The sequence below is a fragment of the Marinobacter sp. M5B genome, assembly GCF_042604615.1.
GTDB classification, from domain to species: Bacteria; Pseudomonadota; Gammaproteobacteria; order Pseudomonadales; family Oleiphilaceae; genus Marinobacter; species Marinobacter salarius.
Window position 1 is genome coordinate 308,598 of sequence record NZ_CP156894.1, and the last position, 13,693, is coordinate 322,290.

The 13,693-nt window shown below is 56.4% G+C and carries 12 protein-coding genes; 8 read left to right on the forward strand and 4 right to left on the reverse strand.

Annotation, left to right across the window (positions count from 1 at the left end):
• Position 1 precedes the first annotated feature (1 nt).
• The 4 genes from AAGD24_RS01385 to AAGD24_RS01400 form a co-directional block, all read right to left on the reverse strand.
• Entirely contained in the window at positions 2–1,903 is a 1,902-nt protein-coding gene (locus AAGD24_RS01385) for a DUF1302 family protein (RefSeq protein ID WP_379866287.1), read from the reverse strand.
• Between the two features lie 43 nt (positions 1,904–1,946).
• Positions 1,947–4,412 carry an RND family transporter gene (locus AAGD24_RS01390; RefSeq protein WP_075195490.1) on the reverse strand — a complete coding sequence of 822 codons (2,466 nt, stop codon included), beginning with the start codon at positions 4,410–4,412 and terminating at the stop codon, positions 1,947–1,949.
• An 11-nt stretch (positions 4,413–4,423) separates the two neighbouring features.
• Positions 4,424–5,413, reverse strand: coding sequence for a YCF48-related protein (locus AAGD24_RS01395; RefSeq protein WP_041333553.1), 990 nt, complete (start codon positions 5,411–5,413; stop codon positions 4,424–4,426).
• 258 nt (positions 5,414–5,671) lie between these two features.
• Complete coding sequence (locus AAGD24_RS01400) at positions 5,672–7,378, reverse strand: sigma 54-interacting transcriptional regulator (protein WP_379866289.1); 1,707 nt, start codon at positions 7,376–7,378, stop codon at positions 5,672–5,674.
• Positions 7,379–7,759: 381 nt separating this feature from the next.
• Here AAGD24_RS01400 and AAGD24_RS01405 point away from each other — a divergent pair, with 381 nt between their 5' ends.
• The 8 genes from AAGD24_RS01405 to AAGD24_RS01440 all read left to right on the forward strand — a co-directional run bounded on the left by AAGD24_RS01405 (position 7,760) and on the right by AAGD24_RS01440 (position 13,665).
• Positions 7,760–8,011, forward strand: a complete 252-nt coding sequence (locus AAGD24_RS01405) for a phenol hydroxylase subunit (protein ID WP_041333555.1) — start codon at positions 7,760–7,762, stop codon at positions 8,009–8,011.
• A 48-nt stretch (positions 8,012–8,059) separates the two neighbouring features.
• On the forward strand, positions 8,060–9,061 hold the full coding sequence (locus tag AAGD24_RS01410; RefSeq protein ID WP_041333558.1) for an aromatic/alkene monooxygenase hydroxylase subunit beta: 1,002 nt from the start codon (positions 8,060–8,062) through the stop codon (positions 9,059–9,061).
• Entirely contained in the window at positions 9,058–9,327 is a 270-nt protein-coding gene (locus AAGD24_RS01415; protein WP_041333559.1) for an MmoB/DmpM family protein, read from the forward strand. The genes AAGD24_RS01410 and AAGD24_RS01415 overlap by 4 nt, the downstream gene beginning before the upstream one ends.
• Positions 9,328–9,341: 14 nt before the next feature.
• Positions 9,342–10,889: an aromatic/alkene/methane monooxygenase hydroxylase/oxygenase subunit alpha gene (locus AAGD24_RS01420; RefSeq protein ID WP_286810082.1), complete on the forward strand. Its 1,548-nt coding sequence runs from the start codon at positions 9,342–9,344 to the stop codon at positions 10,887–10,889.
• Between the two features lie 66 nt (positions 10,890–10,955).
• A complete protein-coding gene (locus AAGD24_RS01425) occupies positions 10,956–11,315 on the forward strand; it encodes a phenol hydroxylase subunit P4 (protein WP_379866291.1) in 360 nt (119 codons plus the stop codon).
• Between the two features lie 10 nt (positions 11,316–11,325).
• Positions 11,326–12,387 (forward strand): NADH:ubiquinone reductase (Na(+)-transporting) subunit F, encoded by a 1,062-nt coding sequence (locus AAGD24_RS01430; protein ID WP_286810081.1) that lies wholly within the window; start codon positions 11,326–11,328, stop codon positions 12,385–12,387.
• Positions 12,388–12,400: 13 nt separating this feature from the next.
• A complete protein-coding gene (locus tag AAGD24_RS01435) occupies positions 12,401–12,736 on the forward strand; it encodes a 2Fe-2S iron-sulfur cluster-binding protein (protein ID WP_379866293.1) in 336 nt (111 codons plus the stop codon).
• Between the two features lie 5 nt (positions 12,737–12,741).
• Positions 12,742–13,665 carry a catechol 2,3-dioxygenase gene (locus tag AAGD24_RS01440; protein WP_379866295.1) on the forward strand — a complete coding sequence of 308 codons (924 nt, stop codon included), beginning with the start codon at positions 12,742–12,744 and terminating at the stop codon, positions 13,663–13,665.
• The last annotated feature ends 28 nt before the right edge of the window (positions 13,666–13,693 follow it).

The window sequence follows — 13,693 nt, forward strand, 5'->3', positions numbered from 1 at the left end:
ATCAGAAGCTGTAACGCATGGTCAGTTGAAGCTCGTCTTCTTCCTGAGCCATTCCAATGGGGCCAGATTGGAAGCGGCCCAGCGGCTCGTATCCACCCAGGCCGGCAGACTCCCCGGCCGGTTGCCCCGGATAGGTGGCGGTGAACGGATCCCAGGGGTTGCAGCTACGGCAGTCATCGAATTTGCGCGCGCCGGTACCCACCTTGATGTTTGCACCGGCCGTGACACGGAAGTTGTCACTGACCAGCCACTCAACAGACGGCGCGATCGCGGTTGCCCCGGCTCGGAAATCATGTGCGGTGATGATCTGCGGGCTGAGGCGGCCATTCATGTAGAAGCCTTTGATCAGCAGGGTGCCTGTCCAGTTTTCTTTCCAGTCGGGAATACCGGCTTCACCAAACCGACGCTGCTCGCGCTCGTGATCCAGGATGTGCTGACCGAATACCTGGCCGGAGAACAGGAATGCCTGGTGTTCGTTCAGGAAGGGAATGAAGATGTTCTTGTCAGCGCCGACCACGTAGCGAACCACGTCGCTCTCGGAGTAGAGATCTTCCTCCAGCGTATTGGCGAATTCCTCGCCGGTGGTATAGGCCGCTTCAAGCCTGAGGACGGTATCAACACTCTGGGCGTAGTAATCCAGGGAGCCACCGAACAGGTTGACCCTCGGGAAGTGGATATCGAAGGCAATCAGGCTTGGCCATATACCGGTTTCACCGGTAAAGCCGTTTTGTGCGGGAATACCGCCCCGAAGAGAGGGCAGTTGGGAGCGATAGGTCAGGGCGTTGAGCGAGAAGCCCAGATCACCATAAACACCTTCCATCTTGAGGCCGACCTGGGTATTCGCCAGGCTCCAGCTTGGCATGTGCGCTTCGCGGATACCGATCTGGCCGGGGCCGAAATCCGTTGCCGCTTCGCCGCCTGCGAAGTTGGCCACTGTGCCACCATTTTCCCAGAGGCTGTTCATGCCGCGGAAGAAGCAGCCGGCATCGAGAATAACGTTGGGCTGACCGCACTGGCCGATATCGTGCGGGCGGAACTTGTCGAAGTTCCATACCAACTGGAAATTAAGGTCGTCGAAGGCGAGGCCATCGAACACCTCGGTTGGCCCCATGCGGTAGTCGGTCCGGAGTATCCACATGGGAATCCGGATGTCTTCCAGTTCGTCGTAGATATTGTTGCGGGAGTAATCCACCGGGTTGATCACATCCAACACCCGAAAAAGGTCGGTACGTCCCCAGATGACTTGCTGCTTGCCCAATCGGGTGCTGAGGATATTACCGTTCGAGAAGTTGTAATCGAAATCCACGTAGAGTTCGCGGATGAAATCGGCGCGGTCGTTGAACTCCTGGAATCGCATGTCGTTGGTGTCTTTGTCCAAATAACCGTTGATACACCCTCGTTCGTCCTCGTCACAGGGGCGAACCGGCACGCCGAAGGCTACACCGCCGTCGGTATCATGCAGGTTTTCACCCAACACGATCATGCCTTCGTTGGGGTTGTTCGCTTCACTGAAGGAGTTCGGCAGCTTCAGGCCGCCACCGTGGGGCACGGTGGCGTTGGGTCCCGCTGCCCGGTTTTCCAGGCGGACCGGTCCACCGGCATTGCGGCCGTATTCGTCATCATTAAGGTCGTAAACACCGTCATAGCTACCACGGAGCGTGGCGTTGACGGAGACATTACTGAAAATGCCGACATCTCCAGCCCGTTTCTCTGCTTCCAGCTGTAGTGTGTTGCGGAATTTTGAAAGCCCTACGCCATCCCGGCCGTAGGTTGCATTCTCGTAGAAGCCGTTTACCCGGGTATCTTCCTGGGCGACGGCGGAGTTGATTGGTAACAGCGCCAGGCCGGCACTTCCCGCAAGGGTATAGCACCAGAGCCTCAGGCCTTTTATTGTTGTTTGCATGGCATGTCCTCGTTACAGGTTTTAGTGGAGTGTCCTACCGGGCTCAGGCCCGGTACGGCTCTCCCGGCACGAACCCATCCTCTTGTTCCCGTGGGGAACCGGACGATGGAGATGGTGTTGGTGGGTGACGATCAGCATGGAGAATGCCGTCTTCGTCGGCGTAAACATCGGTAACAAAGCGGGGCTTGAAGACCAGTACCCAGGAAGGCACCAGAAGCATGGCCGCGATGCCGTTGATCACGATCATGACGCACAGCAGCAATGCTGCATCAGACTGGAATCGGAGGTCTGAGAAAATGACCCACATGATGATGCCCGCCATCAACGTCAGCGCGGTGAAACTGATGGCCATGCCGGTGGTGGATATGGCTCGCCTGACGGCGTCCCTCAGGTTGCCAAGTCGGGCCATTTCTTCCCGTATCCGGTCCATCATGTAGATGGAATAATCGATGCCGACGCCGATACCCACGGCAATCACCGGCACGGTATTGATGTCGATATTGAGCGCATTAAAGCCCATATAGGCGTAGGTGAGAGTGGTTGCGAAAATCATCGCCAACAGCATCATCAGCCCGGCGTGTAATGAGGTGTAGAACAGCATGACAAAGGCAAAGATCAGCAGGAAAACCAGTGGCAGAACAATGACATTGGTCTCGAAGGCTGATTCGTTCATTGCGGCGGCAACACCAAGGGTTCCCCCCGCGAGTTTGATGGTCAGGCCCTCAACGCTGTCACCGTTCTCCGCGATCCATTCCTTGGCCATGTGAATGGCACGGCGGATGGTCTCGCCCTGGCGGTCCTTGTAATAGAACACCAAGTTGGCAACGCGGTCGTCGGTGTCGTTGAATTCATCAAGGGCCCCGGGAATCGGGCTGGAGGCCATGTAGGTAAACATCAGCCCGCCGACATAGCCCGCATCGTGAGGAATCTGGTACCAACGGGGGTCGTCGTTGTGCATCAGGCGGTTAACTTGCTTAACGAGGTCGGGCAGGCCTTTGCTGCCGCCTACTTCCGGGTCCTTCAGCATGTGGGATTGCAGATCAGAAAGGGCAGCCAGTACCTCCGGACGTTTCAGGCCCCCTTTCTCTTCGGTTTCCGCCACGATGTAGAGCTCCTCGGAGCCCGGGAAGCGCTCATTCACCACGCGGGAAGAAACGTTGTAGTCGTGGTCGGGATACAGGATGGGAGAGCCTGGCTCCGAGTCGCCAATCTGCACGTTGGACGCCGCTAATAGTCCTGCGGCCATCGCCAGTGCCGCGACACTCAGCACCACTTTCGCCGCGCCTGGCCGTGCAACCGTGCGTGAGCAACTGGCGCCGATATGGCGCAGGGCGGTTTCGCGCAGGTTCGGGTCTTTGGGCGTTGGCAGAATGGATAACAGAAGTGGCACGCCGATCAGCACCGTGAACACAACAGTGATCGCCCAAAGGGAAGCATAGATGCCCAGATGGGTATTCAACGGAATGGACCCGATGGCAATGAGCGACAGGCCAATAGCATCCGACACAACACCCAGGGAACCAGGGCGGAAAAGACTGTCAAAGGTCGCTTTTGCGGCTTTGGGGCCACTACCCAGTTCGCGGGTTTCCGCATAGTAGCGTTCAACGAGCTGTACGCCATGGCTCATCGCCCTGGCTGCAATCAAAAAGGGGATCACCAGCCCGAGCGGATCCAGGTTGTAACCGAGCAGGCTGATGATCCCAAGCCCCCAGATCGTGGAGACCAAAACGCCGCCCAGGGGGATCAGCACACCGTAGGCCTTGCGGAAATGGAAAACGAGTAAGGCCAGCATGGTGATTACGGTGAAAATAAAGATCTGGAGGATCTGCTCCATGTACGTGTAGGCCCACCCCACCAGGACTGGCTGTCCCGTGGCGTAGATCCTGACTCCCGCGCTTTCCTCCGCTTCACGCAGCTGTTGTAACTGTGCAAACGTCTTTTCGTAATCCAGCTTGCCTTCAATCAGTTGCGCCTTGACCAGGGCCATTTTCATATCTGGAGACACAAGGGGGCCGTACACCCGTGGGTTGGCCGCCACATCGGCTTTCATGGCAGCCAGTGCTTCCCGTGAGTACTCGCCGGAGGTGGAGTCGTAGTAGGGTTCCGAGTTGATGCTGCCGACTTCCGTAAGCCAGATTTTGCGGGAATTCCGGTGAGTCACGCTGGACACAAGGTTGTGGTTAACCCCAGGCAGGTTGTCCACGGCCTGGGTGATTCGGTCGATCTTGGCGAGATTCTCGTTGGTAAAAATGTCGCCATCTTCGAATTCGACACCCACCGTAAGAACGTTGGCGCCGCCAAAGCTGTCCTTGATGCTGTTGTGCAGTTCGATATAGGGATGTTGCTGCGGCAGCAGGTCGGCGAAGTCGGTGTAGATTTTCAGCCCGGGGATACGCAGGGCGAACGCCAGCGTGAGGATGGCGATCACGCTCAATACCTTGCGCGGGTTGTTGAAGATCCATAGCTCCAGCGAATGCAGGAGATGGGTGAATCGATGCAGTCCAGGCATGGCGGAGTTCCTCAGTCAGTGCTGGCCGAGTGGGCCACGGGAGTTTCAAGGTTCAGCAGCAGGCCACGGCCACCAGCGGCGAGTAGTCGGTGGTCGGGGAGAATCAGGCCGGTACGCAAATACAGGGGTTGGTCGGACGCGGAGATCTTCTGCCAGGATCGCCCCGTCTGCTGCAATACGGTGGCGTTATCCGCCAGGGCGTATAACCCTGAAGGGCCGGCAACGAAACCGAATATCGGGGCGTTGATGCCGGTGGGGGATTTCTCCCAGTTCTCTCCGCCGTCGGCGGTGTGGTAGATGAAACCGTTCAGGCCGCCAACCCAACCTTCATTGTCTGAACGGAAATAGCTGGAATGGGCGTAAAACTCATCCGGAAGGTAGCCGGCATAGTCCCAGTTCTCTCCGCCGTCCGTGGTTTTGAGTACCAGGCCATACTCACCGGTTATGAAAGCATGGTCGGCATCGATGAACTGGAGGTTGTTGAGGATGGCGTCTTCGTTGAGTGAAGTCTCAGTCCAGGTCTCACCCTGGTCAGCGCTGCCCTGAATAGTGGTGAAAGCACCTGCTGCCCACCAGTTGCCGTCCGGAGCGCAAGCGGCGGTCATCATCTGTTCCTGGCTGGGCAGGGAATGCGCCGTCCAGTTATCTCCGCTGGTATCGCCATGCCAGATTTCGTTGTTGAACGTCAGCGCAATAAAGCTGTTGTCCGGGCATACGTCCAACGCAAGGAAGCTTTCCGACGTTGGCGTCTGCCGTTTCCAGCTTTCTCCGTTGTCTGAGCTGACCAACACAACACCGTTGTTGCCAGTCAGCACGATAACCTCGTCATTGCGAGCAATGGCTTGATAGAAATCGGTCCGTTTAACGGCCTGTCCCGACTGATCTCGAACCGCGTCAAGATCCAGGGGCGCTTCGCAACCCGTTAACAGAACCGAAAACAATCCGACCAGCGATACGGCTGCGCCGGTAGTGCGCCATTTGCGCAGGGGGGCATTTCGCATTTTATGTCACCGTCTTTGTTTTTGTGGATAACGCGACTGACGGTGATTTAGCAACGCGTGTGCCATGCACGTTTTCGCGCTGTTAACTGTCTGTATTTAATGGTGAAGGTGACGGTTTTAGAGAGCTTTAGGGAAGTTTGGTGGGGCAGTTAATAGGATTGAGATTTATCAAATGATGAAACGGGTGGGGCGTTTGTTGATATCGTCAAACCAGAAAACGAACCGTGGACATCCCTGTCATGGCGCGACGGTTGTGGTTCAGCTTTCAGCCAGAATGCCGGACTTTTTGAGCCGGTAGGCGAGAGCGGGACGGGTCAGTCCGAGGATACGCGCCGCGCCGGAAACATTCTGGTTGGCCTCTTCCATGGCACGCCGCATCAGCGTTTCCTCGACATCGTCCAGGCCGATACCGTTGCCCAGGATCTGGCTGGCCCAGTCGCCCCTGGAGGTTTCGGAAGTCTTTTCAACAAGTTGTCCGTGGCTGTCGACAACGCCCTGGGGCTGGCTGGGTTGCGGCTCGGGAATACCTGCAAACAGAGATTCGCGACTGATGGACTCGTTGTTGTCGGTCAGGATGACGCTACGCTCGATAACGTTTTCAAGCTCCCGGATATTTCCCGGCCAATGGTAGTGCAGGCAGAGTTCAAGGGCCTTGTCGGAGAGCCCGAGAGTGCGCTTGTTATATTCTGAGTGGAACTTGTTGAGGAAGTGTTCGGCCAGCAGTGGCAAGTCTTCCAGCCGTTCCCTAAGCGGTGGAATCTTCACCGGAAATACATTGAGACGGTAAAACAGATCGGAGCGGAAACGCCCCTCTTCCACGGCTTTTTCCAGGCTTTCGTTGGTAGCTGCAATAACCCTCACATCGACAGCCCTTGTGCGGTTGTCGCCCACCCGCTCAAGCTCTCCTTCCTGCAGCACCCTCAGCAAGGTGGCCTGGGCCCGGGGAGTCAGTTCAATCACCTCGTCAAGAAAAATAGTGCCGGTGTTGGCTCGTTCAAACCGGCCTGGCCGGGACTGGTTGGCACCGGTGTAGGCGCCTTTTTCCACGCCGAACAGTTCCGCTTCGATCAGGTCAGGGGGAATAGCGGCGCAGTTGACGGCGATAAAGGGTTGTTCGGCTCGTTCACTGCGAAGGTGAACGCTGCGGGCAATCACCTCCTTGCCAACGCCGGTTTCCCCGAGCAACAGAACCGATACTTTGCCCTGAGCGGCTTTGTCGATCATCTTGCAGACCTTGTTGTAGGAGGCGGACTGGCCTATGCCGTAATACTGCCCCTCCTGTTTCTCGAGGCTGCTGCGTAAAGAACTGACCTGGCTCTGAAGGTCATACAGTTCTTCCATAATGGTGTCTGCCTTGAAGTACTGGGCAAATTCGGCAGCGTCCTCCCATTCCTCGGCGGGCTTGCCCACAATCATGCACTTCTCGTCACCGCAACCACGGCAACTGACCTCGCGAAAGATGATCTCACGACCCATAAAAGAGGATGTATAGGCGCAGGCGTATCCGAGCAGCGACCAGCAAGCTGGTTCATCCATCTGCCCAAGTTCGGTCTGGCAGATATCCACTTCAAACGAATCGACCCATTCCAGCTCGCCATAGAAACTGCCGGAATCATGATCAATGTCGATCTCCATGGGAACGACTTTGACCATTCCCTTGAGTGAATGTAGTTGGGGGCCAGCCAGAAAGATGTCGAGTTCACTGCAGTGCGGGCGAAGCTTTCGAGCGAGTTCGGCGTCTTTCAGTCCGGATTGGTATCCCAAGCGTAGGAGAAAGCCCTTCGCACGCTCAATGCCCATGGTGTTCACCATTTCGCGCCGAAAGGCCGCCATGGCACTGACTTGCATCAGTAGCATGCGCTGCTCGCCAAACCAGATTTTGCCTTCCGTGCTCTGGAATCGGATCTGCTCCGTAAGATCCTGAAAATCCAAGTATTGTAATTGCGGTTTGTAGGTAATAGCCATGCTCAGGAGCCCCGTTTGTAATTGTATGGGGTCGCACCCTGGAAAGGTCGTCCAGCGCGAAGGCAGCCGAACGCCGCCTTTTTCATATAACACCCTATCCTTGTCACAAATCAATCAAATGATGAAATTTCAGGCGAAAGTCACGGTTGGCTGCTGATCTGAGCATTTGCTCAGATCACGATTTCATGTTGATCAAATGATGAAAAATTCGTCTGGCTTCCTGATCTCACCCTTCGATAATCCACTCTGTATCAGCGCCCGCCTTTCTATATAAAGCCTTTTAAAACAGAAGTCTGGGTTTTTATTGACGGCAGGTTTCGATGCTTGGCACAGCGGTTGCTCCAGCTGTGGCAACCCATAACAAACACAAGGGTGTCAACGATGACTGAGCATGCAAAAAGCTTCGACGAGCTGACCCGCTACATCCGGGTCCGAAGTGGGCCAGAGGACAGATTCGTAGAGTTCGATTTTGCCATCGGACATCCCGAACTGTTTGTTGAGCTTGTCCTTCCCCGCGAAGCGTTCGAAATCTTCTGCAAGCACAACAATGTCGTTCACATGGATTCCGACATGATCCGCGAGATTGATGCGGACATGGTCAAGTGGCGCTTCGGCGAGAAGGGTCACCGCTGAACGTCACCAAATCGATCATCCACTCAAAACAACAAACGGTAAGTTGATATGAGCATTGAGATCAAAACCAATTCGGTGGAACCCATCCGCCAGACATACGGGCACATCGCCCGTCGCTTCGGCGACAAGCCGGCCTCCCGCTACCAGGAAGCCAGCTATGACCTGGAAGCCAAAACCAACTTTCACTACCGCCCGCTGTGGGATTCAAAGCATACGCTGAACGACCCCACACGCACGTCGATCCGCATGGAAGACTGGTACGCCGTCACCGATCCCCGCCAGTTCTACTACGGCGCCTATGTTGGTAACCGGGCCAAGATGCAGGAGGCCGCGGAGACCAGCTTCGGGTTCTGCGAAAAGCGCAATCTGCTGACCCGACTTCCCGAAGCCACTCAGAAGCAGATCCTGAGGTTGCTGGTGCCTCTGCGCCACGTGGAGCTGGGTGCCAACATGAACAACAGCAAGATCGCGGGCGATGTTAACGCCACGACGGTCTCGCAGATGCACATATATACCGCCATGGATCGCCTGGGCATTGGCCAGTACCTGTCTCGAATTGCCCTGATGCTGGATGGCAGTACCGGTGCAGCACTGGACGAATCCAAGTGCTACTGGATGGATGACGAGCTGTGGCAGCCAATGCGCAAGCTGGTGGAAGACACCCTGGTGGTGGATGACTGGTTCGAGTTGACGCTGGTCCAGAACGTGCTGGTGGATGGCCTGCTGTTTCCCCTGGTGTACGAGAGGATGGACCAGTGGCTGGGCGAGCAGGATGCCGAAGATGTTTCCATGCTCACCGAATTCATGCGGGACTGGTACAAGGAATCCCTGCGCTGGACCAACGCCATGATCAAGGTTGTGGCAGCGGAAAGCGATGCCAACCGCGAACAGCTCCAGGCCTGGATCGATCAGTGGGAACCTCAGGTGTACAGCGCACTCAAGCCCCTGGCTGAGGCCAGCACCGGCATTGAGGCCCTGGATGAAACCCGCGCTCAACTCTCCACCCGACTCAAGAAATTCCAGCTGCAGAGCCAGGGAGTATCCGCATGAGCCAGCTCGTATTTATTGCCTTTCAGGACAACGACAACGCCCGCTACCTGGTGGAAGCCATCGCCGAAGACAATCCGGAAGCGGAAGTTCAGCACCAGCCGGCAATGATCCGGATCCAGGCCGAGAAGCGCCTGGTGATCAACCGGGAAACGATGGAAGAGAAGCTCGGTCGCGAATGGGATGTTCAGGAAATGCTCATCGACGTGATCAGTATCGGCGGCAATGTCGACGAAGACGACGACCACTTCATTCTTCAGTGGACCTAATTGGGAGACTTATCATGGCTGTTAAAAACAAGAAGCTGAATCTCAAGGACAAGTACCAGTACCTGACCCGGGACATGGCCTGGGAACCAACCTATCAAAAGAAGAAGGACATTTTCCCGGACGAGGACTTTGAAGGTATCAAGATTACCGACTGGTCCCAATGGGAAGATCCATTCCGTCTGACCATGGACGCCTACTGGAAGTACCAGGCTGAAAAAGAGAAAAAGCTGTACGCCATTTTCGATGCCTTTGCCCAGAACAACGGCCACCAGAACATTTCGGACGGCCGTTATGTGAATGCGCTGAAACTGTTCCTGACCGGTGTGTCGCCCCTGGAACACGCGGCTTTCCAGGGCTACGCCAAGGTGGGGCGCCAGTTCAGTGGCGCCGGAGCCAGGGTGGCGTGCCAGATGCAGTCCATTGACGAGCTGCGCCATTCACAGACCCAGCAGCATGCGATGAGCCATTACAACAAGCATTTTAATGGCCTGCACGATGCGGCTTACATGCACGACCGGGTGTGGTTTCTGTCCGTACCCAAGTCGTTCTTCGATGATGCCCGTTCGGCCGGTCCGTTCGAGTTTCTGACTGCAATTTCGTTCTCGTTCGAGTATGTGCTGACTAACCTTTTGTTCGTTCCGTTCATGTCCGGTGCTGCTTATAACGGCGACATGGCCACCGTCACCTTTGGTTTCTCGGCGCAGTCCGACGAAGCACGGCACATGACCCTGGGCCTTGAAGTGATCAAGTTCATCCTCGAACAGCATGAGGACAATGTGCCGATCGTACAGCGCTGGATCGACAAGTGGTTCTGGCGCGGTTTCCGCCTGCTGAGCCTAGTCAGCATGATGATGGACTACATGCTGCCGAACAAGGTCATGTCCTGGTCGGAAGCCTGGGAAGTGTATTACGAGCAAAACGGCGGCGCCCTTTTCAAAGACCTTGAGCGCTACGGCATCCGCCCGCCCAAATATCAGGATGTGGCCAACGATGCCAAGCACCACATCAGCCATCAGCTATGGGGCACGTTCTACCAGTACAGCCAGGCCACCAACTTCCATACCTGGATTCCCGGTAAGGAAGAAATGGACTGGATGTCCGAGAAGTATCCGGAGACTTTCGACAAGTACTACCGCCCGCGCTACGAGCATTGGGCCAAAGAGCATGCTGAAGGCCGCCGCTTCTACAACAACACCCTGCCGCAACTGTGCCAGGTATGCCAGGTACCGACGCTGTTTACCGAGATGGGCGAGCCCACCAAGCTCAGCCACCGCCAGATGAACTACGAAGGTGAGCGTTACCACTTCTGCTCGGAAGCCTGCTGCGACATCTTCAAGCACGAGCCGGAGAAGTACGTTCAGGCGTGGTTGCCGGTACACCAGATCTACCAGGGCAACTGTGAAGGTGGCGACGTCGAGACGGTGGTTCAGAAGTACTACCACATCAACATTGGCGAGGACAATTTCGAGTATGTCGGCTCGCCGGACCACAAACGCTGGTTGTCCATCAAGGGCAAGTCGTCTGATGACAAGGCTGAAGGGTCCAAGCAGGACGCGGCCTGATACGGAGATTACCCGGTGTCATCTGACGCCGGGTGATTCACCCGCAAAAACAACAAGGTGACCACCATGAGTGTTAACGCTTTATACGACTACAAGTTTGAACCACGGGATAAGGTCGAGAACTTCAACGGCATGCAGTTGCTGTATGTACTCTGGCCGAATCATCTGATGTTCTGTGCTCCGTTTGCCCTGCTGGTGCAACCGGACATGACCTTCGAAGCCATGGTTGAAGAGATCCTGAAACCGGCTACGGCATCCCATCCGGATTCAGCGAACGCTGACTTCCTGGAGGCGCAGTGGCTGCTGAATGATGAACCGTTTACGCCGGATGTTGATGCCAGCCTCAAAGACAATGGCATTGATCACAAGAGCATGCTGACGGTAACCACGCCGGGCCTTAATGGCCTTGCCGGCGCCGGATTCTGAGGGTAGCGCTATGAGTCACACCGTTACTATCGAACCCATTGGTGAACAGATTGAGGTCGAGGATGGCCAGACCATCCTGGCCGCCGCTTTGCGCCAGGGTGTCTGGCTGCCTTTTGCGTGCGGCCACGGCACCTGTGCCACCTGCAAGGTCCAGGTCATCGAGGGCGATGTTGAAATCGGCGATGCCTCGCCCTTTGCCCTGATGGATGTGGAACGGGACGAAGGCAAGGTGCTGGCCTGCTGTGCCACCGTTGAAAGCGACGTCACCATCGAGGCGGATATCGATGTCGACGAAGACTTCGAGGGCTATCCGGTGGAGGACTACACCGCAACCGTCACAGACATCGTCGAGTTGTCTCCGACCATCAAGGGCATCCGCCTGAAGCTCGACCGCCCGATGACCTTCCAGGCCGGCCAGTACATCAATATCGAACTGCCGGGCGTTGATGGCCCGAGGGCCTTCTCCCTGGCCAATCCGCCGAGCAAGGCGGATGAGGTAGAGCTTCATGTGCGACTGGTCGAGGGCGGTGCCGCAACCACCTACATTCACCAGCAACTGAACGTGGGTGAGCAACTGCATCTGTCAGGTCCATACGGCCAGTTTTTCGTGCGCAGTTCGCAGCCCGGCAACCTGATTTTCATTGCCGGCGGCTCCGGTCTCTCCAGCCCGCAATCCATGATCATCGACCTGCTGGAGCAGGGCGATGACCGCCAGATCACCCTGTTCCAGGGTGCCCGTAACCGTGCCGAGCTCTACAACCGTGAGCTGTTCGAGGCCCTTGCCAGGGACAACGACAACTTCACCTACGTGCCGGCGTTGAGCCAGGCGGACGAAGACGGTGAGTGGTCTGGCTTCCGGGGCTATGTGCACGATGCGGCCAGGGAACACTTCGATGGTCGTTTTGCTGAGCACAAAGCCTATCTGTGCGGACCACCGCCGATGATCGATGCGGCGATTACCGCATTGATGCAGGGCCGGCTGTTTGAGCGGGACATCTTCATGGAAAAGTTCCTGACAGCGGCAGACGGCGCGGAAGAAACCCAGCGTTCAGCCCTGTTTAAGAAGATCTGACCGGAGGTGCGATATGGCTCAGGTCTATCGGATAACCGAGCGGTGCAGCGGCAAGTCTTTTGAATGCGAGGCCGGCCAGAGTGTGCTCAAGGCGATGGAACAACGGGGCATGAAGTGCGTGCCCGTGGGCTGCCGGGGCGGTGGCTGCGGCTACTGCAAGATCCAGGTTCTGGCAGGAGAGTTCGAGTGCGGAAAGATGAGCAAGGTCCATGTTCCGCCGGAAGCCTTGGAGAAAAGGGAAGTCCTGGCCTGCCGGGTGTATCCCCTGACTGATTTGACCATCGAGTGCCGGCCGCCATCGCAGCCCGGTCTCACAAGCAAGCAGACAAAAACAACAGCGTTGAGGTAACTGTCATGAAAAAAGGTGTAATGCGTCCCGGCCATGTCCAGATCCGTGTTCTCGATATGGATGAAGCCGTCAAACACTACACGGACCTGATGGGTCTGATCGAAACCGACCGTGATGACCTGGGGAGGGTGTATCTGAAGGCCTGGTCCGAGGTGGACAAGTTCTCCGTGGTCCTGCGCGAAGCAGACGAGCCTGGCTGCGACTTCATGGGCTTCAAGGTGGTTGATGAGGCGGCGCTGGTCCAGCTTGAAAATGACTTGGTGAGCTTTGGTGTGGATGTCGATCAGATTCCCGAGGGTGACCTGAAAGACTGTGGTCGCCGGATTCGTTTCAGTGTGCCCTCGGGGCACGCCTTCGAGCTGTATGCCGACAAGTTATACACCGGAAAATGGGGGGTCACCGAGGTTAATCCAGAAGCCTGGCCACGCGGTCTTGAGGGTATGAAAGCGGTACGTTTCGATCACTGCCTGTTTTACGGCCCGGAATTGGCCGCAACCTACGACATTTTTGTCAATGTATTGGGCTTCCACTTGGCCGAGCAGGTTCTGGACCCGGAAGGTACCCGCGTCGCCCAGTTTCTGACCGTCTCTATGAAGGAACACGACATCGCCTTCATTCACCATGAAGAACCGGGAAAATTCCACCATGCGTCGTTCTTCCTGGAAACCTGGGAGGACGTCCTGCGGGCCGCGGACCTGATCTCCATGACTGATACTTCCATTGATATCGGTCCTACCCGTCATGGCTTGACCCATGGCAAGACCATCTATTTCTTCGATCCGTCCGGCAACCGCAACGAAGTGTTCTGTGGTGGTGACTACACCTACCCGGACCACAAACCGATCACCTGGAAAGCGGAAGATCTCGGTAAAGCGATTTTCTACCACGACCGGGTACTGAACGAACGGTTCTTGACGGTATTGACCTAACCCAACACTGGCCTCACGGGAATGAGCA

Coding starts and splice junctions, on each gene's coding strand:
- AAGD24_RS01385 (WP_379866287.1), bottom strand. CDS start 1,903: ATGCAAACAACAATAAAAGGCCTGAGGCTCTGGTGCTATACCCTTGCG.
- AAGD24_RS01390 (WP_075195490.1), bottom strand. CDS start 4,412: ATGCCTGGACTGCATCGATTCACCCATCTCCTGCATTCGCTGGAGCTA.
- AAGD24_RS01395 (WP_041333553.1), bottom strand. CDS start 5,413: ATGCGAAATGCCCCCCTGCGCAAATGGCGCACTACCGGCGCAGCCGTA.
- AAGD24_RS01400 (WP_379866289.1), bottom strand. CDS start 7,378: ATGGCTATTACCTACAAACCGCAATTACAATACTTGGATTTTCAGGAT.
- AAGD24_RS01405 (WP_041333555.1), top strand. CDS start 7,760: ATGACTGAGCATGCAAAAAGCTTCGACGAGCTGACCCGCTACATCCGG.
- AAGD24_RS01410 (WP_041333558.1), top strand. CDS start 8,060: ATGAGCATTGAGATCAAAACCAATTCGGTGGAACCCATCCGCCAGACA.
- AAGD24_RS01415 (WP_041333559.1), top strand. CDS start 9,058: ATGAGCCAGCTCGTATTTATTGCCTTTCAGGACAACGACAACGCCCGC.
- AAGD24_RS01420 (WP_286810082.1), top strand. CDS start 9,342: ATGGCTGTTAAAAACAAGAAGCTGAATCTCAAGGACAAGTACCAGTAC.
- AAGD24_RS01425 (WP_379866291.1), top strand. CDS start 10,956: ATGAGTGTTAACGCTTTATACGACTACAAGTTTGAACCACGGGATAAG.
- AAGD24_RS01430 (WP_286810081.1), top strand. CDS start 11,326: ATGAGTCACACCGTTACTATCGAACCCATTGGTGAACAGATTGAGGTC.
- AAGD24_RS01435 (WP_379866293.1), top strand. CDS start 12,401: ATGGCTCAGGTCTATCGGATAACCGAGCGGTGCAGCGGCAAGTCTTTT.
- AAGD24_RS01440 (WP_379866295.1), top strand. CDS start 12,742: ATGAAAAAAGGTGTAATGCGTCCCGGCCATGTCCAGATCCGTGTTCTC.